Source organism: Achromobacter agilis, assembly GCF_900496965.1.
GTDB lineage: Bacteria > Pseudomonadota > Gammaproteobacteria > Burkholderiales > Burkholderiaceae_B > Achromobacter > Achromobacter agilis.
On sequence record NZ_UFQB01000020.1, the window covers coordinates 1 to 20,197 of the forward strand.

Here is a 20,197-nt window from a genome sequence, read left to right on the forward strand (position 1 = left end):
ATCCTCTTCTGCCATCACTGCCTCGGACAAGTGGATCTGAAGGCCATGAAGTAAGCTGATCAACCTGTTACCCATGTTCCCGTACACCTGTTACCTATGTCCCCGGTCCGTACACTGCGCCGCCTTGGGGCGGCCCGGCGGCGGCGCGGCTATTCTTGCGTGAGCGTCCACGCTGCGCGCATTGTGTGCGTTCGCTGCTCCCTGAGGGGGGCGCGCTGCTTTGGGGCGGTTTGGCGGCGGGCCCGTTATTTTTGTGGAGGGCGGCGCTAGCTTTCCGCGCTGCGCGTTTGCCGATCACGCAAAAAATAAATGGGGACGAGCTTTGCGGAAGGAAACTTTGACGCGCCGCAATAGTCGAATTAGCACTCCCTTTACTAGAGTGCTAACATCGAATCCATGTCGTTACCCCTTCGCCTTCCGGAGACTCCCGCTATGAAGCAACCCAGTACCTCGTTGGCCACTTCCGGCAACGCCCTGGCGTTGGCCATTGCCAATCCGGGCGCACTTGGCACGATCGACGCATACATTTCCGCGGTGAACCGCCTGCCGGTCCTGTCGGCCGAACGCGAAACCGAGCTTGGCCGCCGTCTGCGCGATCAGGAAGACCTGGGCGCCGCGCGCGAACTGATCCTGTCGCACCTGCGGCTGGTGGTGTCGGTGGCCCGTCAGTACCTGGGTTATGGCTTGCCCCATGCCGACCTCATCCAGGAAGGCAACGTCGGCCTGATGAAGGCCGTGAAGCGCTTCGACCCGGAGCGCGGCGTGCGCCTGGTGTCGTTTGCCGTGCATTGGATCAAGGCCGAAATCCACGAATACATCATCCGCAACTGGCGCCTGGTGAAGGTCGCAACCACCAAGGCCCAACGCAAGCTGTTCTTCAACCTGCGCAGCATGCGCCCCGACGGCCAGACGCTGGATCCCGACCAGGTCGACCACATCGCGCGCGAGCTGAACGTGCGCCGCGAAGACGTGAGCGAAATGGAAGTCCGCCTGTCCGGCCGCGACATGTCGCTGGAAAACCAGGATGACGACGATGACAGCTACGCGCCCATCGCCTATCTGTCCGACGAAGGCCGCCAGGAACCCACGCGGGTGCTGGAACGCGCCGCGCGCGACCAACTGCAAGGCAGCGGTCTGAGCGATGCGCTGGAAGCGCTGGATCCGCGTTCGCGCCGCATCGTCGAAGCGCGCTGGCTGCAGGACGACGGCGGCGCCACGCTGCACGAACTGGCGCAGGAATTCGGCGTGTCGGCCGAGCGCATCCGCCAGATCGAGGCTGCTGCCCTGAAGAAGATGCGGGGCAACCTCGCGGCTTAAACCGCCGCTTCAAGCATACAAAAGGGCCGCTTTCGCGGCCCTTTGCCTGTCTACCGTGTCTTGGTGCGCGTCGCGCATAATTTGATACAAATTCGCCCGAAATTTTTGCACCGCGCCAGAAACTTAATGCGGATCGCGTCGCCTAACTTCATGTAGACCGCGAACTTCGGTTGGCCGTCTTGTCGTCCGTCTCGGCTTCTCCTCTTTCCCCTCCCCTATGAGACGGATGTTTGCGGGGCACCATGCATATCGGTGCCCCGTTTTTTATGCCCCCACGTTTTATGCCCCCACGCTGCGCGCACGGGTGCGCTTGCTGCCCCCCAAGGGGGCTGCGCCGCCTTGGGGCGGCCCTGCCGTATTCGTTGTCTGTGGCGCGCCCTGCGCTTTTCCCTTATGCGGCCCGCGCTTTGTCGGCGGCGGCCAAGGTTGGCTGCCACAGCGCGTCCTGCACGCGCCGCACGCCGGTCGCCATCGATCCGTCCTGGTACAGCTTGAGCCAGCGGTAGCCGGGCGCCATGTTGTCCACCACATGCTTGCCGTCCCGGATGCTGAACTGGAAGCAGGTCGACGGTGTGGCCAGCATGCGCAGGTTGTGGCGGCGGCGGTCGAATTCGTGATGGACGTGGCCCCATAGCAGCACGCGGGCCTGCGGCCAGTGGGCCAGCAGCTTGAACAGCGCCTGGGGATTGTCGATCATCATCGTGTCGTGCCAGTGGCTGTCGATCTGCATGGGATTGTGATGCATCGCCACCAGCGTATGGCGGCCAGGCGCTTCGGCCAGCGCCGCCTCCAGCATATCGAGCTGGCTGGCGGGCAAATGGCCCGCGTTGGAGCCGGGCACCGTGGTGTCGAGCGTGACGACACGCCAGGCGCCCACGTCGGTGACCGGCGCCGACCATTGCGCCAGTTCCTGGCGCATCACGGCCGGCAGATCATGGTTGCCCGGCAGGCAGCGCACGCAGGCGCGGTCCAGCGCCGGCGCTTCGGACAGGATAGAGGCAAAGCGCTGGTAGGACGCCGCCTCGCCGTCCTGCGACAGATCGCCCGTGGCCAGCAGCAGGTCGGGATGGCGGCCGTCGGCCTCGATCTGGCGCAGCACGGCGCGCAGGCTGGCGTCGGTATCGACGCCCAGCATCGCGGTGCCGGCTTCGCCGAACAGATGGCTGTCGGTCACCTGGACCAGCATGGCGGGCGCGTCGTCGCGCCGGGTCAGGGAATGGATGCGGGCCAAATGCCGCTCCTGAAAAGTTGGTGCGATTCCACATTACCCAAAAAACATGGCGCGACGCGTATCGCATGCCTGTATTGGGGTAACGAAACGTGCATTCTCTACGATTCTCTACAGTTGCCGGCCCGGGCGGGAGGAAAAAAGCCGCTATTCTTGTGAAACTTCACTCAAGCTTCAAGATCGGACGCAGCGCTACCCATGGATGTCGGTTTTCTCGTATTCGGCCTGGCCGGCTTGCTCACGCTGGTCTGTTTTATGCCGCCCCTGGCCGGCCGCCTCAAGCTGCCCTATTCGGTGCTGCTGGCCATCGTCGGCTGCCTGCTCGGCATCATCGTGCACGTCCATGGCTGGGCGCCCAGCTGGATCGGCGACTTCCTCGACTCCCTGGAACGCTTCGAAATTTCGTCCGAGACCTTCCTGATGGTGTTCCTGCCGGTATTGCTGTTCGAAACCGCGCTGTCCATGAACGTGCGGCGCCTGATGGACGATATCGGCCCCATTCTCATGATGGCCATCGTGGCCGTGGTGGTCTGCACCGTCGTGGTCGGCGTCACTCTGGACGCCATCTCGCCCTACGGCCTGGTGGTCTGCCTGCTGCTGGGCGCCATCGTGGCGACGACTGACCCGGTGGCCGTGGTGGGCATCTTCCGCGAAGTGGGCGCGCCCAAGCGCCTGACCACCCTGGTCGAAGGCGAAAGCCTGTTCAACGACGCTGCGTCCATCGCCTTGTATTCGGTGCTGCTGGCCGTGCTGGGCGGCCACGGCGAATTGACCGCAAGCGGCATCTTCAACGACTTCATCGTGCACTTCATCGGCGGCGGCGTGGCCGGCTTCGCGATGGGGCGCCTGGCCTGCTTCCTGTTCGCCTGGCTGCGCGGCTTCCCCACGGCGGAAATCACGCTGACGCTGACGCTGGCCTATCTGTCCTTCTTCATTTCCGAGCACTACCTGAGTGTTTCCGGCGTCGTTGCCACCGTGATCGCCGGTCTGGTGGTCGGGTCCACCGGCCGCACGCGCATGTCGCCCACCACCTTCGAATACCTGTCCAGCGCCTGGGAGCAGTTCGGGTTCTGGGCCAATTCGCTGATCTTCCTGTTCGCGGCCATGCTGATCCCGAAGCTGATGGCGGCGGCCGACTGGCAGGAACTGGCGCTGGTAGCGGTGGTGTTCGTCGCCACGCTGGTGGCGCGAGCCATCGTGGTTTTCGGCCTGCTGCCCTTGCTGGGGCTGACCCGGCTGGGGACCAAGGTCAGCAACCCCTACAAAGTGGTGATGCTGTGGGGTGGCCTGCGCGGCGCCGTGTCGCTGGCGCTGGCGCTGGCCGTGACGGAGCAGACCGGCGTGGCCGAAGAGGCGCGCCAGTTCATCGCGGTGGCCACCACCAGCTATGTGCTGCTGACCTTGTTCATCAACGGTATCAGCCTGCGGCCGCTGATCCGCATGCTGGGCCTGAACCAGCTGTCGCCGGTGGAGCGTACCATCCGCAACCAGGCCCTGGCCGTGGCGCTGGAAGACCTGCAAGGCAAGACCGAAGAGGTCGCCAAGACCGAGCATATCGGCACCGAAGTCCGCGACCGCATCCGCGCCGTGTTCGACGCCAGCCTGACCAGCGTGCACGACGGCCAGGTCGGCCAGATGACCGACGATCAGCGCGTAGCGGTGGGGCTGGCCATCGTGGCGCAGCGCGAAGAGGAAATGTTCTTCGACATTCTCAAGGCGCAGATCGTGGACTGGCGTATGGCGGAAGCCCTGCTGGCGCGCGCGGAACGGCTGGAGGACGCGATCCGGCTGGGCGGCATCCCGGGCTTCGAGCGCGCCATCGCCGCCGACGTGCGCTATTCCACCGGCTTTCGCCTCGCCCTGCGGCTGCACTACCTGTTCGGATTCCAGGGCTGGCTGGCGCGCGAGCTGGGCCAGCGCTTCGCCAACCTGATGAGCAAGCGGTCGGTCGCGCAGCGCCTGATCGTATTCGCGCGCGAACAGATCACGCCCCTGCTGGGCGAAGAGGCGACGCAGCGCATCGTGTCGCTGCATCAGCGCCGCCTGGACCTGATCGAGAACGCCATGCAGGCCCTCAACCTGCAATACCCGTCCTACGCGCAGTGGCTTCAGGAAAGCTATCTGGGCCGGGTGGCGCGCGAGATGGAGCGCATCCGCTACCGCGATATGCTCGAACAATTCCTGATCAGCGGCGAGGTGTACGCGGACCTGATGGCGCAATTGAAAAGCCGTTGGGCCCACATCGACACGCACCCGCCGCTGGACATCGAAATGAGCGCGGCGGAGCTGATCAAGCGCGTGCCCTTGTTCGAAGGCCTGTCGGCCGATTCGCTGCGCGCCATCAGCAAACTGCTCAAGCCGCGGCTGTCGCTGCCGGACCAGCGCGTGCTCACCAAGGGCCGGCACGGCGAAGAGATGTGTTTCGTGGCGTCCGGGGCCGTGGCCGTGCATCTGCCCGACAACACGATGATCGAACTGGGCAGCGGCGAATTCTTCGGCGAACTCGGGCTGCTGGGCGAACAGCAGATTGCGCCGGACGTCACCTCGCTGGGCTACAGCAAGCTTTTGATGTTGTCTTCGCGCGATTTCCACGCCCTGCTGGCACGCGACGAGCATTTGCGCGAACGCATCCAGCTGGTGGCCAAGCAGCGCCTGCGCGCGATCGAGGTGTGGAAACAGTTCTCGCAGGCCAATGCCGCGTCTGCTGCGGCGCCTGCCCCGGCGCCCAGCCCGGCCCAGGCGGCCGAAGCCGCAGAAGCCGCGAGCGAAAATCCGCCTTCCACCGCCGGCGGGAACGGTATGCCTGCCGCCCTCCAGGATTCCGCCGCGGACTCGCCAAACGAAGGCGCGGAAGGCGCGCCGCCGCCGGGCGAAGTGCTGGGCGAGCCGGGGATCGTACCCCGCTAGGCTGGAATTTCGCCCAAGCGGCGGCGCTGCATGATGTCTTCGACGATCACCAGCGCGGCTTCCAGCGTGAATTCGCCGTCCGTGATCCGGCGCACGGCCGTGGCCACGTCCAGGGTGGCGATCTCCATGACTTCGCCGTCCCGGTTGGCGGGGCGGGCGTCGGGCGCCAGGATGCAGGTGCTGGTCAGGACGTCTTCGACCTGATAGCCCTCGGGCAGGCGGCGGTGGATGCGCAGGATCGTGCGCAGCGGCGAGCGCCGCGCCAGGTCGGGTTCGTCCAGCCCGGCTTCTTCGCCGCATTCGCGCACCAGCGCCAATTCCAGGTCTTCGCGGCTGCCGGCCAGGCCGCCCACCAGTGTGTCCCACATACCGGGATCGGTGGATTTGCTGAGCGCGCGCCGCGCGACCCACAAGCGGCCGTCCGGCGTCCATGCGTTCAAGTGCACGGCCTTGGTGAGCAGGCCCAGGGGGCGGACCGCCGCGCGTTCGATCACGCCCAAGGGCTCGTCGCCGTCCATGACGTCCAGCAATTCGTCGCGCCAGCCGCGCAGGCAGTTGGCTTGGCGCAACAGTTCCGCGACCTGTTCGAGCACGCCGTCCAGGCCCGGGCCCGGTTCCATGCCCGTGCCGATGCGCAAGGTTTCACCGTCCGCATCGATGCCCGCGGCGCCGCGCAGGGCGTCGCAAGCTGCATGCGTAGCCCAGCCACAGCGACGCCCCGCTATATATAAAGCGCGCGCGCCGTCGGGAGCGGGCTCCTGGGCACGTGTGCAAAGGGCGGCATACAAGTCGGACAACTGCTGTGGCATCGTGGGATCGAGGTAGTGATGTTGCCGACGATTTTATGCCAGCTGGTTTACGGCGCGCGGTCAAGAGGGCGCGGGCAGATGGGGGCGCCGCCGATGAATTCAAGGGCACTAACTTACATCTGTTTGCGCGTCCGCTATAATCCGCCAGTTTCTTTGTGATTTCGAGTGGGAACGACAGGGGCCGCTCTATCTCCCTGCCTCGCCCTGCCATCTAATAATTGCGCGTTGCCCGTTTCCGGTGACTTCCGCCACTAGAGAACGGACCTACGCGCCGTGTTTCGAGGTAAGCATGAAGAAGTGGAGAGGGATACTGGGGGCTTGTGCGATGCTGATTGGCAGCGTGGCGGGTGCTCAGGTGCAAGACATGCCCGGCGGCCCGAAGGTCAATCAGCTCAACCTGCATGAGGGCGTGACGGCAATTTCGCGCGACATCATGTGGTTGCATTGGATGCTGCTCACGATCTGTATCGTGATCTTCATCGGCGTCTTCGGGGTGATGTTCTACTCCATCTGGGCGCATCGCAAATCCCGTGGCCACAAGGCCGCGACCTTCCACGAACACCTGGGTGTCGAAGTCGCATGGACGGTCATTCCGTTCATCATCGTCATTGCCATGGCGCTGCCGGCCACCAAGACCGTGGTCGCCATGAAAGACACTTCCAGCGCCGACGTCACCGTGAAGGTCACGGGCTACCAATGGAAGTGGGGCTACGAGTACCTCGACGGCTCGGCCGCCGGCATCAAGTTCCTTTCCACGCTGTCGACCCCGCGCGCGCAGATCGAGAATCGCGAGCCCAAGGGCGAGTTCTACCTGATGGAAGTGGACAACCACCTGGTCGTCCCCGTGAACAAGAAGGTCCGCGTCGTCCTGACCGCCGCCGACGTCATCCACTCCTGGATGATTCCGGATTTCGGCGTGAAACAGGACGCCATCCCCGGATTCCTGCGCGACGCCTGGTTCAATGCCGACAAACCCGGCATCTACCGTGGCCAGTGCGCGGAACTTTGCGGCAAGGATCACGCATTCATGCCCATCGTCGTGGAAGTTCTGGCGCAAGCCGACTACGATAAGTGGGTTGAAGACCAAAAGAAGAAGATGGCGGCGAATGCCGACGATCCCAATAAAGAGTGGACGGAAGCCGAACTGGTTGCCCGCGGCGAGAAGGTTTTCGCGGCGAATTGCGTTGCCTGTCACCAGGCTAACGGCAAGGGCATCCCGGGCAGCTTCCCACCGCTTGACGGAGACAAGGTTGTTCTGGGCCCCAAGGCCGAACAGATCAACACCGTGCTGAAGGGCAAGCCCGGCACCGCGATGGCGGCATTCGGCGGGCAGCTCAACGATGTCGAAATCGCAGCGGTCATCAGCTATACGCGCCATGCCTGGAGCAATGCAGGCAAGGGGCAGGACCCGACGGTTCTACCGAAGGACGTGGTGGCCGGGCGCTGATCGCGCGCGCGCCCAGTTCCTCCACCGTTAGAACCGGTTCCGTTTAGTTAGAGATACCCTGCCGGCCCCGTGGATCGGGGGCGGCACTCAGCAGGAAGGAGTCCATCATGAGCAGCGTCACTGTAGACCACGTGTCGCCGGGCCACGGCCACGGTCACGATGACCACCACCACGCCATCCCCACCGGCTGGCGCCGCTGGCTTTTCGCCACGAACCACAAAGACATCGGGACGATGTATCTCATCTTCTCGTTCGTCATGCTGCTGGAAGGCGGCACCCTGGCCTTGCTGCTGCGCACCGAGCTGTTCGAGCCGGGCCTGCAGTTCTTCCGCCCCGAGCTTTTCAACCAGTTCACCACCATGCACGGCCTGGTGATGGTGTTCGGCGCGGTCATGCCGGCCTTCGTCGGCTTCGCGAACTGGATGATCCCGATGCAGATCGGCGCATCCGACATGGCGTTCGCCCGCATGAACAACTTCAGCTTCTGGCTGCTGCCCGTGGCCGCCATCATGCTGACGGTGTCGTTCTTCGTGCCCGGCGGCGCCACCGCGGCCGGCTGGACCCTGTACGCGCCGCTGTCGCTGCAGATGGGCCCCGGCATGGACCTGGCGATCTTCGCGCTGCACATCATGGGCGCATCGTCCATCATGGGCGCGATCAACATCATCGTGACCGTGCTGAACATGCGCGCGCCCGGCCTGACGCTGATGAAGATGCCGCTGTTCTGCTGGACCTGGCTGATCACCGCCTTCCTGCTGCTGGCCGTGATGCCGGTGCTGGCCGCCGCCATCACCATGGTGCTGACCGACCGTCATTTCGGCACGGGCTTCTTCAACGCCGCCGCCGGCGGGGATCCGGTCCTGTACCAGCACGTGTTCTGGTTCTTCGGGCACCCCGAGGTCTACATCATGATCTTGCCGGCGTTCGGCATCGTGTCGGCCATCGTGCCCGCGTTCGCCCGCAAGAAGCTGTTCGGCTACGCCTCGATGGTCTACGCCACCGCCTCCATCGCGGTGCTGTCGTTCATTGTGTGGGCGCACCACATGTTCACGACGGGCATGCCGGTGACCGGCCAGCTCTACTTCATGTACGCCACCATGCTCATCTCCATCCCCACCGGGGTGAAGGTGTTCAACTGGGTCGCCACCATGTGGCGCGGCTCCATGACGTTCGAGACGCCGATGCTGTTCTCGATCGGCTTCATCTTCGTGTTCACCATGGGCGGCTTTACCGGGCTGATCCTGTCGGTGGCGCCGATCGACATCCAGGTGCACGACACGTACTACGTGGTCGCCCACTTCCACTACGTGTTGGTGGCGGGTTCCCTGTTCGCCCTGTTCGCCGGCGCTTATTACTGGGTGCCCAAGTGGACGGGCCGCATGTACAGCGAAAAGCTGGGCAAGCTGCACTTCTGGTCCACGCTGATTTCGTTCAACGTGACCTTCTTCCCGATGCACTTCCTGGGCCTGGCCGGCATGCCGCGCCGCTATGCCGACTACGCCGGGCAGTTCACGACCTTCCATCAGATGGCCACCATCGGCGCCTTCTGGTTCGGCCTGTCGCAGTTGATCTTCCTGTGGGCGATGCTGCGCTGCTATGCCGGCAAGGGCGAGCCTGCCTCGGCCAAACCGTGGGAAGGTGCGGAAGGCCTGGAATGGACGGTGCCTTCGCCCGCGCCCTTCCATACCTTCGAAACCCCGCCCGAAGTGAAGTAAACACGCTTTCATGATCCAGGTAGCACAGCAATGACACCCGAGCAGCGCCGTCGCAACAAGATCGCAGGACTGGTCCTGCTGGCATTCGTCATTGCCGTGTTCGCCTGGACCGTGCTGCGCGGGTCGTCCATGCTGGCCGGCTCCGCCATCAACTAGGCCGCGGCCATGAGCGATGACCTGCGCCAGACTTCCCAGCGCAAGCTGAGTTTTCTTCAGACGATGAAGGCGGTCGCGTGGGGGTTTTTCGGCGTCCGTAAAGGGGCGGGCCACCGGGAAGACATCGCCAGGCTCAATCCGGTCCACGTGATCGTGGCCGGGCTGCTGGCAGCGGCGCTCTTCGTTACTGTGCTGGTATTAATTGTGCGTTGGGCCGTTTCCAGCCTGACTTGAATCACTTAATCTATAAATCTGTACCAGGGAGAAAGCCATGAGTGCAAGCCACTCGGTTCAAGGTAAAGAGGCACCGTACTACTTTGTGCCCGCCGACTCGGGTCATCCCGTGCGTACGGCTGTGGCGCTGCTGTTCATGGGCCTGAGCGCCGCGGGCTGGATCAACGGCGTCAGCTGGGCCAAGTGGTCCCTGCTGGCGGGTTTCATCGGCTTGATCGTGGTGCTGTATTTCTGGTTCGGCGACGCCATCCAGGAATCCGAGGCCGGCCTGAACAGCAAGCGCATCGACGGTTCCTACCGCTGGGGCATGAGCTGGTTCATCTTCTCGGAGGTCATGTTCTTCGCGGCGTTCTTCGGCGCCCTCTGGTACACGCGCACCATCACCACGCCGTGGCTGGGCGACATGGACCACCGCCTGATGCTGTGGCCCGACTTCCAGGCTGTGTGGCCGAACTTCGGCCCCGCCGGCGTGGTCGAGCACTTTCAGACCGTCGGCCCCTTCTGGCTGCCCACCATCAACACCGCGCTGCTGCTGAGCTCCGGCGTCACGCTCACCATCGCCCACCATGCGCTGCGTGAAAACCATCGTGGCAAGACCATTTTCTGGCTGCTGGCCACCGTGGTCCTGGGCTTTGTCTTCGTGGCCTGCCAGGCCTACGAATACCACCACGCCTATACCGAACTGAACCTGAAGTTCAATTCGGGCGCCTACGGCTCGCTGTTCTACATGCTGACCGGCTTCCACGGCTTCCACGTGCTGCTGGGCGCCACCATGCTGACTGTCATCCTGGTCCGCCTGATTCGCGGGCATTTCACGGCCGACCATCATTTCGGCTTTGAAGGCGCCGCCTGGTACTGGCACTTCGTGGACGTGGTGTGGCTGGGCCTGTATCTGTTCGTCTACTGGTTCTGAGGTAACGCCAGCCCAAGGGGGCGCCGGCGGACCGGCAAAGCCGGATCCGCGGTGCCCTGGTTTTGGGAAGAACCTGCTGTGCGCGGGGAACGCCATGCCTCGCGGCGGGCAAAGCGCGATCGGACGCCCGGAGAGAAGTCCGGCGTCCATCGCGCTTTCACATTCTTGCCTGGCGTAGCGGGAACCCGCGCCCCGGATGCCTATCTAAGGCCTGTGCTCTCGATCCAGCCCATGTGGTGAGCGAACAGCACGAACAGGAACAAGGCGACCGATAGTCCGATGCGTACCGTCAGCGCGTTGACTGTGCGGCTGGTGGTGCCCTTGTCCCGCATCAGGTAGACCAGGGCGGATGCCAGGCTGGCCAGAATACCGATAAAGGCCAGGACGACAAAAACGCGCATGGTGGTCTCCGGACAAATCAGAATTATTGAAGAAAGATGGCCCGACCGCATTCAACCCGCTACACGGTAGCCGCCCTGCTGCTGCTTGGTGCCGCCGTGATCATCCTGGCGTCGCTGGGGCAGTGGCAATTGCGCCGCGGCGACGAGCGACGCGCCATTCTGGCGGCTATCGAGGCGGGCCGCAAGCAAGCGCCGCTGAAATTGACGCCGGATACCGACCTCGCCGGCATGACGGCATGGCGTGCCGCCCAGGCCACAGGCGTGTGGCAGCCGCAATTCAGTGTACTGCTGGATAACCGCAACCAGGATGGCAAGCCTGGCTACTGGCTGGCTACGCCGCTGGTGCTGGACGCCGATGCGAAGCGCGCAGTGCTGGTGCTGCGCGGCTGGCTGCCGCGCGCCCTGCCGGCGCCGGGGCAGGCGCCCGGCCCGGGGGGCGCGCAGCCTGTGTTGCCCGGCGCGCCCGGGGGCACGCAGACCGTGACGGGAGAGCTCTCCCTGCGGGTGCCGCGGCTATTTGAGATCTGGTCGCTGGGCGGGTCGGAGCAGTCTGCGCTGCCGGCGGCGTTGCCGGCACCCGGCGGCGTGCCGCAGGTGCAGAACCTGCCGCTGGACGCCTATGCCAAGGCTACCGGGCTGACCCTGCTGCCCACGGTGCTGATGCAGTCCGATGGCGGCGCGAACGACGGTCTGGTGCGGGATTGGCCGCAGCCGTCCGTGGACTTCCAGCAGAACACGTCTTATGCCGTACAGTGGTTCGCTTTCGCCTCGATTGCCGCCGCGGCATGGCTGGTGGTGCTGGGGGGCGCCGTCCGGCGCATGCGGCGCCGCGCGTCCGACGGGCCCCAGGCCTGATCCGGCGCCCACCCCCAACCCGTAAAACGACAGGATACAAAGTGGCTCGCGACATCTCTTCTACCCGGCCCAAAGGCAAGCGCTCCCTGACGCCCATGCTGCTGGTGTTCCTGTGCACCCTGGCGCCGATCGTCGGCGCCTTCGTGGTCTACATGAATCCGCAATGGTGGCCTGACGAATCCAGCAATTACGGCGCGCTGGTGAGCCCGCAGCGGCCCATGCCGGCGGCCGGCGACCTGCGCCTGACCACGCTCGACGGCAAGCCTTTCGACCTGCAGAGCCTGAAGGGCAAGTGGCTGCTGGTGGCCGCCGATGGCGGGGCCTGCCCGGAAAGCTGCGCCCGCAAGCTCTTCATCGCCCGCAATAGCCACGCCAGCCAGGGCAAGAACGTGGACCGGCTGGCCCGCGTCTGGTTCATCACCGACGACGCGCCGGTGCCGGACAAGGTGCTGGAGGCCTACAAGGGCACGATCATGGTGCGTGTGAACCCGGACCAGCTGGCGCATTTCCTGCTGGCGCGCGACACTGCCGCTGGCCAGCCCGGCCTCCAGGATCCGATCTGGGTGATCGATCCGCTGGGCAATCTCATGATGCAGTACCCTGCCGAAGCCGACGGGGTGAAGGTGCGCAAGGACATCAGCAAGCTGGTCTATAACTCAAGGATTGGGTGAGCCCCCCCGGAGCGCCTGCGGCGCTTCCCCCCAGGGGGGCGCCGCAGCAGACCGGCGGAGCCGGATCTGCGCGGCCCTGATTGTGGACGACGTTTGCATGCGGGGGGCATGTTGCGAAGGAAATAGCGGGATGGCTTGTCAGCGGAGGCGGCGGGGGGGCTGCCGGTTTTACGTGTCGCGGGGGAGTGCGCGGCGCGGCACAGTAATGGTTTATGGAAATGGAACGCATCAAAGCGCGGTATCGCAAACTGGTTTTCTTCACTTGGTTCCTCACGCTGGACCTGATCATGTTCGGCGCATTCGTGCGCTTGACGGACTCCGGCCTGGGCTGTCCCGACTGGCCGGGCTGCTACGGCAGTGTGACGCCGCTGGGCGCCATGGGCGATATCCACGAAGCGTCCCAGGCCATGCCCTTCGGGCCCGTCACGCTCTCCAAGGCCTGGATCGAGATGATCCACCGCTATGTCGGCTCCATCCTGGGCATGCTGATCATCGGCATCGTGTACATGGCATGGCGCTACCGCCGCGAACTGGGCCGCTCGCCGGCCCTGGCCGTGGCCACCCTGGTGGCCGTCTGCGTGCAGGGCGCGTTCGGCGCCTGGACCGTGACGCACAGGCTCATGCCCGCCGTCGTGACCGCGCACCTGGTGTTCGGCCTGTCGGTGCTGGCCCTGATGACCTGGCTGTCCGCGCGCGAACGCCCGCACCTGCCCGTGCCCGACTCGGCCGCGCGCTGGAAACCGTGGGTGGCCGTGGGCTTCGGCCTGTTGTTGGTGCAAGTGACGCTAGGCGGCTGGGTCAGCACCAACTACGCCGCGCTGGCCTGCATGGATTTCCCGATGTGCCACGGCCAGTGGGTGCCTGAAATGGACTTCCACGGCGGGTATTCCGTCATCCGCGGGCTGGGCGAGCTGCCATCGGGCGAGATGATTTCCCAGCCGGCGCTGACGGCGATTCATTGGGTCCACCGCAATTTCGCTTTCGTGGTGTTCCTGTACCTGGGCACGCTGGCCTGGCGCTTGCGGGCCGAGCCCGGGCTGCGCGGCCCAGCCACCCTGATGCTGGCGTTGCTGGCGGCGCAGCTCGTGACCGGCCTGACCACGATCTTCTTCCAGTGGCCGCTGCTGATCGCGGTGCTGCACAATGGGGGCGCCGCCGGCCTGACGCTGGCCGCGGTGGTCTTGATGGTGCGTTTGTCCACCGCGCGGCGCTTGCCCGCGCGCGACTACGGCCCCAATTCGGTGCGCGTTTAAAATAGGGCTCATTATGACCAGTATTGCCGCTCCCCAAACCGGATTGTTCCGCCAGTATTTCGTTCTCACCAAGCCGCGCGTGACGCAATTGGCGGTGTTTTGCGCCGTGATCGGCATGTTCCTGGCCGCACCCGGCATTCCGGACATGCGGCGGGTGGTGTTCGGCACCATCGGCATCTGGCTGCTGGCCGCAGCGGCCTTCGCTATCAACTGCCTGATCGAACAGGAAGTCGACGCCCGCATGCTGCGCACCGCGCGCCGGGCCACGGCGCGCGGCACCATCTCGGCCTTCCAGGTGCTGACCCTGTCGGGCCTGCTGGGCGGCGCGGGCATGTTCGTGCTCTATCACCTGGTCAATCCGCTGACCATGTGGCTGACCTTCGCCACCTTCGTGGGCTACGCGGTCATCTACACCGTCATCCTCAAGCCGCGCACCCCGCAGAACATCGTCATCGGCGGCCTGTCGGGCGCCATGCCGCCGGCCCTGGGCTGGGCCACTGTGGCGGACTCGGTGCCGGCCGAAGCCTGGATCCTGGTCCTGATCATCTTCATCTGGACGCCGCCGCACTTCTGGGCGCTGGCGCTCTACCGCAATCACGATTACGCCAAGGCCGGGCTGCCCATGCTGCCGGTGACGCACGGCAACCAGTTCACGCGCCTGCACATCCTGCTCTACAGCGTGGCGCTGGTCGCCACGACGTTGCTGCCCTACGCCATCCGCATGAGCGGCGAGCTCTACCTGGCGTCCGCGCTGGTGCTGGGTGGCATGTTCGTCTCGTACGCGTGGCGGCTGTACCGCGCCTACAGCGACGAGCTCGCGCGCAGCATGTTCCGGTTTTCCATTCTTTATCTGGCGCTGCTCTTCGGCGCCCTGCTGGCGGACCACTGGGTCGGCCTATTGCGCTGATTTCCTGGAGGTTGTAGATGTCCGTGTTTTCCACCAGCCGCCGGTTGGCCTTGCGCCTGGGCGCAGCCGCCACTATCGCCGTCGCCCTGGCGGCGTGCGGCGAGAGCGCGCCCGTGTTCAAGGGCAGCGACATCAGCGGAACCCAGCTGGGCCGCGGCCTGGAATTGTCCGACTACAACGGCAAGATGCGGCAGCTGTCCGACTTCGCCGGCAAGGTGGTCGTGGTGTTCTTCGGTTTCACGCAGTGCCCGGACGTGTGCCCCACGTCGCTGGCCGAATTGACCGAGGTCATGAAGAAGCTGGGGCCGGACGCCGACCGCGTCCAGGTGCTTCTGATTACGGTGGATCCCGAACGCGATACGCCTGAGGTTCTCAAACAATACGTTACGGCGTTCGACCCGCGTTTCCTGGGCTTGACGGGCACGCCGGACCAGGTCAAGAAGGCCGCCGCGTCGTTCAAGGCCTACTACGCCAAGTCGCCCACCAAGGACGGCAGCTACACCATGGACCATACGGCCGCCTTCTACCTGCTGGACGGCAAGGGCGAATCGCGCGTGCTGGCCAACAACAATATCGGCGTCGATGCGCTGACGCACGACATCCAGGCCCTGCTCAAGCAATAGGGGCGGCGCTATCTGCCCGCTGCGGCGGCCCAGCCGTCCAGCGCGGCGCGCGCCTTGTCGCCGAGTTCGGCGGCGGGGATTTCCCGCCGGTGGGCCATGATCATGAGCGCGTACGGGGTCGCCAGCGCGGCCGCCTCGGGGCACAGGCGGCATTCGTCGCCGACGGAAGGCGAGACGTTGCGCCAGTAATTGATTGCCTGTTCGAGCAGGGGCAGGGTGACGGAATCCATGCCCTATTGTCCACGATTGGCCATCGCTGTCCACCGGCCCCCCAGCAAAGAAGCGTCACCATCGCAACATGCCGAAACCGCGGGCGGGTGCTATACCACTGCCGGTTAGTTACGATGGAGCATCGTTATGAGTACCCCTACCCGAATCGAAGCCTCGCGCCGCGGGCTGCATCCGCTGGTTGCGGCCGCGGCGGTGGCCGTCATCGTCATGTGTTCGGTCGGCGTGGCCGCCGTCCTGGGATGGCTGCCCACGCCTTCGGCCAATCCGCACGCAGACGAACCCGTGGCCGAGGCCGGCCCGGAAGGCGCCAACCTGGCGCCCATGCCTGCCCCGTCCGCCCAGGGCGTGCCGGCCCAGCAGGGCGGCCAGGCATCCGCGCAGACGGTGCATCCCGCGCCGGCGCCCGCCCCGGCCAAGCAGCAGGCTTGCGTCAGCTGCGGCGTCGTGGAATCCATCCGCCAGGTCCAGGTGCCGGTGAAAGACAATAGCGACCACCTGGTCGGCACCATCGCCGGCGGCGTGGCGGGCGGCGTCGTGGGCAACCAGTTCGGCGGCGGCAGCGGCAAGACCGCGCTGACGGTGCTGGGCGCGGTCGGCGGCGCTTTGGCAGGCCGTGAAGTTGAGCGTAATATCAGACAGCAACAAACGGTGACGCACTATGAGCTCACCGTGCGCATGAGCGACGGCAGCGCGCGCCAGTTCCGCAGCGCCCAGCCGTTCGCGTTTGCGTCCGGCGACCATGTGCGCGTGGAAAACAACCAGCTGCTGCCGGGGTGAGCCCGGCGCGGATGGCAACAATCTGTCTTTGGGGAGACCAGGAATGAGCGACCAACAATCGAACCCGTTCGTCCTACCCGGCATGGGCCAGCATTCCGACTTGTCGGGCAACCCGCTTCTGGCCAGCATGGAAATGATGCGTCAGGCCTGGGCCGGCCTGACCGGGCCGGGCGGCCTGGCCAGCAGCCTGCCGATGGCTCCCCCGATGAACCTGGAAGACCTGGACCGCCGCATCGCGGAACTGCGGTCGGTGGAGAACTGGCTGCGCATGAACCTGAGCATGCTGTCCAGCACGATCCAGGGCATGGAAGTGCAGCGTTCCACCATCAGCACGCTGCGCGCGTTCGTGGACAGCGCGGCCAATATGGACATGGCCGCCGTGCGCGAAAGCGGCGCGGCGTCGCCGCTGGAAGTCGTGCTGGGGCTGAAGCCCGCGCCGAAATCCGCGGCCCCCAGGGCCGCCGAGAACGGCAATGCCAAGGGCCAGGAGGGGGCAGGCGCGGCGGGCGAACCGCCTTCCGCCCCGCCGGGCATGAGCGAACAAATGGGCGCCGCGGCGCAATCCGCTTCCAAGGCGTGGTGGGACCTGCTGCAGCAACAGTTCAACCAGATCGCCGCAGCGACGGCGGCTTCCATGCCGGCCGCGCCCGGCGCCGACACATCGGCCAAGGCGAAGCCCGACGATGCCAAGGCCGCGCCCGAGGCCCGGGCGTCCAAGCCGGCGGCCCGCAAGCCTGCCGCTTCCCGAAGCGCCGCCAAGGCCGGCAAGAAAACGGGGCCGGCCGCGAGCTAGCCCTCCTATTCAATCGATGCCCAGGATGGCCGCAAGGCCGCCGGGCTGTCTTCAACATTGTGGAACTTATGCTTAATGTAGTGATTCTTGCCGCCGGACTGGGTAAACGCATGCAGTCCGATCTTCCCAAAGTGCTGCACACGCTGGCGGGCAAACCCATGCTGTCCCATGTGCTCGACAGCGCGCGCCAGCTCGAGCCGGCGCGCATCATCGTCGTAGTGGGCCATGGCGCCGATCGCGTCAAGCAGGCTTTCGAAGGCCAGGCCGACCTGCACTTCGCGCTGCAGCAGCCCCAGCATGGCACCGGCCATGCGGTGCAGCAGGCCGTGCCGCTGCTGCTCGAAGGCGACGGCAAGGACGACGTGACGCTGGTGCTGTATGGCGACGTGCCGCTGGTGCAGCCCGAAACCCTGCGGCGCCTGCTGGAGGCCCGCGGCGCCGGCGCCGCCGTGCTGACCGAAGTGCTGGCGGATTCCTCCGGCTATGGCCGCATCGTGCGCGACGAGCGCGGCAACGTGTGCCGCATCGTCGAACACAAGGACGCCACCGACGCCGAGCGTGAAATCAAGGAAGTGAACACCGGCATCCTCAGCGCGCCCACCGCGAAGCTGAAGGACTGGCTCTCCCGTATCGACAACAACAACGCCCAGGGCGAGTACTACCTGACCGATACCGTCGGCCTCGCCGTGGCCGACGGCGTGCCGGTGGGCGCGGCGCAGCCCGGCGCCAACTGGGAAACGCTGGGCGTGAACAGCCGAGTGCAGCAGGCCGAACTGGAACGCCGCTGGCAGAGCGAGCAGGCCCGCCGCCAGCTGGAAGCCGGCGTGACGCTGGCCGACCCGGCGCGCTTCGACGTGCGCGGCTCGCTCACCTGCGGGCGCGACGTCTTCATCGACGTGGGCTGCGTGTTCGAAGGCCAGGTGACGCTGGCCGACGGGGTGCGCGTGGGCCCGCATTGCGTGCTGCGCGACGTCAGCGTCGGCCCGGGCACGCAGATCGAGGCCTTCAGCCATCTGCAGCAGGCCCAGGTCGGGCGCGACGCGCGCGTCGGTCCGTATGCGCGCCTGCGTCCGGGCGCCGAACTGGGCGACCGCAGCCATGTGGGCAACTTCGTCGAGATCAAGAAGAGCGTGCTGGGCGAGGACAGCAAGGCCAACCACCTGGCCTACATCGGCGACGCCGACATCGGCGCCCGCGTGAACGTGGGCGCGGGCACCATCACCTGCAACTACGACGGCGTGAACAAGCACCGCACCGTCATCGAGGACGACGCCTTCATCGGCTCCGACACGCAGCTGGTGGCACCGGTGCGCGTGGGCCGCGGCGCCACGCTGGGCGCCGGCACCACGCTGACCCGGGACGCGCCGGCCGACAAGCTGACCGTCTCGCGTCCCAAGCAACTCACCATCGACGGTTGGCAGCGCCCGGTCAAGAAATCGTGACGGGCGAGAAAGACCCCGCGCAAGGCGGGAGGGGCAAGCCCGCCCCGCCCGATGGACTGCCCACACCCCGTCGGTATTGGGCGGCGGCAACCGTGATGACGGGCATCAGCCTGTCGGTGCTGGACACCACGATCGCCAACGTCGCGCTGCCCACCATCGCGGTCGACCTCAACGCTTCGCCGGCCCAGGCGGTCTGGATCGTCAACGCCTACAACCTGGCGGTGGTGACGATGCTGCTGCCGCTGTCGGCGCTGGCCGAACGCATCGGCTTTCGCCGCATGTTCTCCTTCGGCCTGGTGCTGTTCACGCTGGCGTCGCTGGGATGCGCCCTGGCGGGCTCGCTCTGGCAGCTGACGGCGGCGCGGGTGTTCCAGGGCATAGGCGCGGCCACGCTGATGTGCATGTTCGGCGGGCTGGTGCGCAACATCTATCCGCTGAAGCTGCTGGGCCGCGGGATCAGCATCAACGCCACCACTGTGGCGGTCATGTCGGTGCTGGGGCCGACCATCGGTTCGGCCATCCTGTCGGTGGCGCCCTGGCCGTGGATCTTCGCGGTCAACCTGCCGATCTGCGTGCTGGCGATGCTGGGCCTGCGCCATCTGCCGGAAGTGCCCCGCAACAACGTCAAGCTTGATTGGATCAGCGCCCTGCTGTGTATGCTTACGCTGGGCGTGTTCATCTCCGGCGTGGACATGATGGGCATGGACCTGTTGCGCGGGATCGGCCTGGCGGCGATCGCCACGGTGGCCGGCCTGGTGCTGGTGCGCCGGGCCAGCCGGCAGCCGATGCCGCTGGTGCCCGTGGACCTGCTGCGCATCCGTCCGCTGGCCTTCGCCGTGGCAGCGTCGGCCTGTACGTTCGCGGCGCAGATGGCGTCCTACGTGTCCCTGCCGTTCTATTTCCAGCAGGTCCTGGGCCGGCCCTACCTCGAGGTGGGCATGCTGATGGGCGCATGGCCCGTGGGCACTGCGATCATCGCCCCGCTGGCGGGGCGGCTGTCCGACCGCTACTCGGCCGCCACCCTGAGCGGGGCCGGAGCGGCCACGATGGTTGCCGGCATGCTGTGGCTGGCGGCGCTGCCTGCCACGGTGTCCAACTGGCCGATCATCGCGGGCATGTTCGTGGCGGGCACGGGGTTCGGGTTCTTCCAGACGCCGAACAACCGGGCCATGCTTTCGGCCGCGCCCCGTTCGCGCAGCGGCGCGGCGGGCGGCCTGCAGGCCACGACCCGGGTGTTCGGCCAGAGCTTCGGCACGGCGCTGGTCGCGATCGCGTTCAGCATCAGCCTGGCCCATGGCCCGGGCCTGGCCCTGGTGCTGGGGACGGTCTGTGCCGCGCTCGCCGTGGTGGTCAACACCGTTCGCTTCACCAAGCTGAAACCCTAGCGGCCCAGTGTCTGACACCCTTACGACCCGGGCTTGGCGTTGAAGCAGGGCTTCCCGGGTGTCAGACACCCGCGGGGCGTTGCAGCAGGCCGAAGGTCATCCCATAAGGGTGTCAGACACTTCGCGCTGCCTG

Annotated in this window: 20 protein-coding genes; 16 read left to right on the forward strand and 4 right to left on the reverse strand. The window is 65.9% G+C overall.

What is annotated here, in order from left to right:
• Nucleotides 1–432 precede the first annotated feature (432 nt).
• A complete protein-coding gene (rpoH, locus tag AGI3411_RS21000) occupies nucleotides 433–1,317 on the forward strand; it encodes an RNA polymerase sigma factor RpoH (protein ID WP_129529270.1) in 885 nt (294 codons plus the stop codon).
• Between the two features lie 391 nt (nucleotides 1,318–1,708).
• Here rpoH and cpdA read toward each other — a convergent pair whose 3' ends face one another.
• Nucleotides 1,709–2,548: a 3',5'-cyclic-AMP phosphodiesterase gene (cpdA, locus tag AGI3411_RS21005; protein ID WP_129529271.1), complete on the reverse strand. Its 840-nt coding sequence runs from the start codon at nucleotides 2,546–2,548 to the stop codon at nucleotides 1,709–1,711.
• A 195-nt stretch (nucleotides 2,549–2,743) separates the two neighbouring features.
• Between cpdA and AGI3411_RS21010 the strand changes: the two genes are divergently transcribed.
• Nucleotides 2,744–5,452, forward strand: coding sequence for a cation:proton antiporter (locus AGI3411_RS21010; RefSeq protein WP_244240412.1), 2,709 nt, complete (start codon nucleotides 2,744–2,746; stop codon nucleotides 5,450–5,452).
• Here AGI3411_RS21010 and AGI3411_RS21015 read toward each other — a convergent pair.
• Entirely contained in the window at nucleotides 5,449–6,261 is an 813-nt protein-coding gene (locus tag AGI3411_RS21015; protein ID WP_129529272.1) for an NUDIX hydrolase, read from the reverse strand. The two genes, AGI3411_RS21010 and AGI3411_RS21015, sit on opposite strands and share 4 nt — an antisense overlap.
• Nucleotides 6,262–6,550: 289 nt before the next feature.
• Here AGI3411_RS21015 and coxB point away from each other — a divergent pair, with 289 nt between their 5' ends.
• From coxB to AGI3411_RS21035, 5 genes are all read left to right on the forward strand, one after another.
• Nucleotides 6,551–7,708 (forward strand): cytochrome c oxidase subunit II, encoded by a 1,158-nt coding sequence (gene coxB / locus AGI3411_RS21020; protein ID WP_129529273.1) that lies wholly within the window; start codon nucleotides 6,551–6,553, stop codon nucleotides 7,706–7,708.
• 107 nt (nucleotides 7,709–7,815) lie between these two features.
• Nucleotides 7,816–9,423, forward strand: a complete 1,608-nt coding sequence (gene ctaD / locus AGI3411_RS21025) for a cytochrome c oxidase subunit I (RefSeq protein WP_129529274.1) — start codon at nucleotides 7,816–7,818, stop codon at nucleotides 9,421–9,423.
• A 30-nt stretch (nucleotides 9,424–9,453) separates the two neighbouring features.
• Complete coding sequence (locus AGI3411_RS30430) at nucleotides 9,454–9,579, forward strand: cytochrome oxidase small assembly protein (RefSeq protein ID WP_244240413.1); 126 nt, start codon at nucleotides 9,454–9,456, stop codon at nucleotides 9,577–9,579.
• A gap of 9 nt (nucleotides 9,580–9,588) precedes the next feature.
• Complete coding sequence (locus AGI3411_RS21030) at nucleotides 9,589–9,813, forward strand: DUF2970 domain-containing protein (protein WP_129529275.1); 225 nt, start codon at nucleotides 9,589–9,591, stop codon at nucleotides 9,811–9,813.
• A gap of 37 nt (nucleotides 9,814–9,850) precedes the next feature.
• Nucleotides 9,851–10,726 (forward strand): cytochrome c oxidase subunit 3, encoded by an 876-nt coding sequence (locus AGI3411_RS21035; RefSeq protein WP_129529276.1) that lies wholly within the window; start codon nucleotides 9,851–9,853, stop codon nucleotides 10,724–10,726.
• 200 nt (nucleotides 10,727–10,926) lie between these two features.
• Here AGI3411_RS21035 and AGI3411_RS21040 read toward each other — a convergent pair whose 3' ends face one another.
• Complete coding sequence (locus tag AGI3411_RS21040; protein ID WP_006224570.1) at nucleotides 10,927–11,127, reverse strand: twin transmembrane helix small protein; 201 nt, start codon at nucleotides 11,125–11,127, stop codon at nucleotides 10,927–10,929.
• Between the two features lie 36 nt (nucleotides 11,128–11,163).
• On the opposite strand from AGI3411_RS21040, the gene AGI3411_RS21045 reads away from it, so the two are divergent.
• The 5 genes from AGI3411_RS21045 to AGI3411_RS21065 all read left to right on the forward strand — a co-directional run bounded on the left by AGI3411_RS21045 (nucleotide 11,164) and on the right by AGI3411_RS21065 (nucleotide 15,436).
• Nucleotides 11,164–11,982, forward strand: a complete 819-nt coding sequence (locus AGI3411_RS21045; RefSeq protein ID WP_129529277.1) for an SURF1 family protein — start codon at nucleotides 11,164–11,166, stop codon at nucleotides 11,980–11,982.
• Between the two features lie 95 nt (nucleotides 11,983–12,077).
• The gene (locus AGI3411_RS21050) at nucleotides 12,078–12,653 is read left to right on the forward strand and encodes an SCO family protein (RefSeq protein ID WP_129529369.1); all 576 of its coding nucleotides are present in this window, start codon (nucleotides 12,078–12,080) and stop codon (nucleotides 12,651–12,653) included.
• Between the two features lie 218 nt (nucleotides 12,654–12,871).
• Entirely contained in the window at nucleotides 12,872–13,906 is a 1,035-nt protein-coding gene (locus AGI3411_RS21055) for a COX15/CtaA family protein (protein WP_129529278.1), read from the forward strand.
• A gap of 13 nt (nucleotides 13,907–13,919) precedes the next feature.
• The gene (gene cyoE, locus AGI3411_RS21060; protein ID WP_129529279.1) at nucleotides 13,920–14,813 is read left to right on the forward strand and encodes a heme o synthase; all 894 of its coding nucleotides are present in this window, start codon (nucleotides 13,920–13,922) and stop codon (nucleotides 14,811–14,813) included.
• Between the two features lie 17 nt (nucleotides 14,814–14,830).
• Nucleotides 14,831–15,436 (forward strand): SCO family protein, encoded by a 606-nt coding sequence (locus AGI3411_RS21065; protein WP_129529280.1) that lies wholly within the window; start codon nucleotides 14,831–14,833, stop codon nucleotides 15,434–15,436.
• A gap of 8 nt (nucleotides 15,437–15,444) precedes the next feature.
• Here the strand turns inward: AGI3411_RS21065 and AGI3411_RS21070 are convergent, their stop codons facing one another.
• A complete protein-coding gene (locus AGI3411_RS21070; RefSeq protein WP_129529281.1) occupies nucleotides 15,445–15,666 on the reverse strand; it encodes a DUF3717 domain-containing protein in 222 nt (73 codons plus the stop codon).
• Nucleotides 15,667–15,793: 127 nt separating this feature from the next.
• Between AGI3411_RS21070 and AGI3411_RS21075 the strand changes: the two genes are divergently transcribed.
• The 4 genes from AGI3411_RS21075 to AGI3411_RS21090 all read left to right on the forward strand — a co-directional run bounded on the left by AGI3411_RS21075 (nucleotide 15,794) and on the right by AGI3411_RS21090 (nucleotide 20,064).
• Complete coding sequence (locus AGI3411_RS21075; protein ID WP_129529282.1) at nucleotides 15,794–16,444, forward strand: outer membrane lipoprotein; 651 nt, start codon at nucleotides 15,794–15,796, stop codon at nucleotides 16,442–16,444.
• A gap of 43 nt (nucleotides 16,445–16,487) precedes the next feature.
• Entirely contained in the window at nucleotides 16,488–17,237 is a 750-nt protein-coding gene (locus AGI3411_RS21080; RefSeq protein WP_129529283.1) for a PhaM family polyhydroxyalkanoate granule multifunctional regulatory protein, read from the forward strand.
• 68 nt (nucleotides 17,238–17,305) lie between these two features.
• The gene (gene glmU, locus AGI3411_RS21085; RefSeq protein WP_129529284.1) at nucleotides 17,306–18,679 is read left to right on the forward strand and encodes a bifunctional UDP-N-acetylglucosamine diphosphorylase/glucosamine-1-phosphate N-acetyltransferase GlmU; all 1,374 of its coding nucleotides are present in this window, start codon (nucleotides 17,306–17,308) and stop codon (nucleotides 18,677–18,679) included.
• A complete protein-coding gene (locus AGI3411_RS21090) occupies nucleotides 18,676–20,064 on the forward strand; it encodes an MFS transporter (protein ID WP_129529285.1) in 1,389 nt (462 codons plus the stop codon). Before glmU ends, AGI3411_RS21090 begins: the two co-directional genes overlap by 4 nt.
• The last annotated feature ends 133 nt before the right edge of the window (nucleotides 20,065–20,197 follow it).

Bases quoted from the DNA above. Each gene is read 5' to 3' on its own strand.
- rpoH (WP_129529270.1), top strand. From the start codon at position 433: ATGAAGCAACCCAGTACCTCGTTGGCCACTTCCGGCAACGCCCTGGCG.
- AGI3411_RS21010 (WP_244240412.1), top strand. From the start codon at position 2,744: ATGGATGTCGGTTTTCTCGTATTCGGCCTGGCCGGCTTGCTCACGCTG.
- AGI3411_RS21015 (WP_129529272.1), bottom strand. From the start codon at position 6,261: ATGCCACAGCAGTTGTCCGACTTGTATGCCGCCCTTTGCACACGTGCC.
- coxB (WP_129529273.1), top strand. From the start codon at position 6,551: ATGAAGAAGTGGAGAGGGATACTGGGGGCTTGTGCGATGCTGATTGGC.
- ctaD (WP_129529274.1), top strand. From the start codon at position 7,816: ATGAGCAGCGTCACTGTAGACCACGTGTCGCCGGGCCACGGCCACGGT.
- AGI3411_RS30430 (WP_244240413.1), top strand. From the start codon at position 9,454: ATGACACCCGAGCAGCGCCGTCGCAACAAGATCGCAGGACTGGTCCTG.
- AGI3411_RS21030 (WP_129529275.1), top strand. From the start codon at position 9,589: ATGAGCGATGACCTGCGCCAGACTTCCCAGCGCAAGCTGAGTTTTCTT.
- AGI3411_RS21035 (WP_129529276.1), top strand. From the start codon at position 9,851: ATGAGTGCAAGCCACTCGGTTCAAGGTAAAGAGGCACCGTACTACTTT.
- AGI3411_RS21040 (WP_006224570.1), bottom strand. From the start codon at position 11,127: ATGCGCGTTTTTGTCGTCCTGGCCTTTATCGGTATTCTGGCCAGCCTG.
- AGI3411_RS21045 (WP_129529277.1), top strand. From the start codon at position 11,164: ATGGCCCGACCGCATTCAACCCGCTACACGGTAGCCGCCCTGCTGCTG.
- AGI3411_RS21050 (WP_129529369.1), top strand. From the start codon at position 12,078: ATGCTGCTGGTGTTCCTGTGCACCCTGGCGCCGATCGTCGGCGCCTTC.
- AGI3411_RS21055 (WP_129529278.1), top strand. From the start codon at position 12,872: ATGGAACGCATCAAAGCGCGGTATCGCAAACTGGTTTTCTTCACTTGG.
- cyoE (WP_129529279.1), top strand. From the start codon at position 13,920: ATGACCAGTATTGCCGCTCCCCAAACCGGATTGTTCCGCCAGTATTTC.
- AGI3411_RS21065 (WP_129529280.1), top strand. From the start codon at position 14,831: ATGTCCGTGTTTTCCACCAGCCGCCGGTTGGCCTTGCGCCTGGGCGCA.
- AGI3411_RS21070 (WP_129529281.1), bottom strand. From the start codon at position 15,666: ATGGATTCCGTCACCCTGCCCCTGCTCGAACAGGCAATCAATTACTGG.
- AGI3411_RS21075 (WP_129529282.1), top strand. From the start codon at position 15,794: ATGAGTACCCCTACCCGAATCGAAGCCTCGCGCCGCGGGCTGCATCCG.
- AGI3411_RS21080 (WP_129529283.1), top strand. From the start codon at position 16,488: ATGAGCGACCAACAATCGAACCCGTTCGTCCTACCCGGCATGGGCCAG.
- glmU (WP_129529284.1), top strand. From the start codon at position 17,306: ATGCTTAATGTAGTGATTCTTGCCGCCGGACTGGGTAAACGCATGCAG.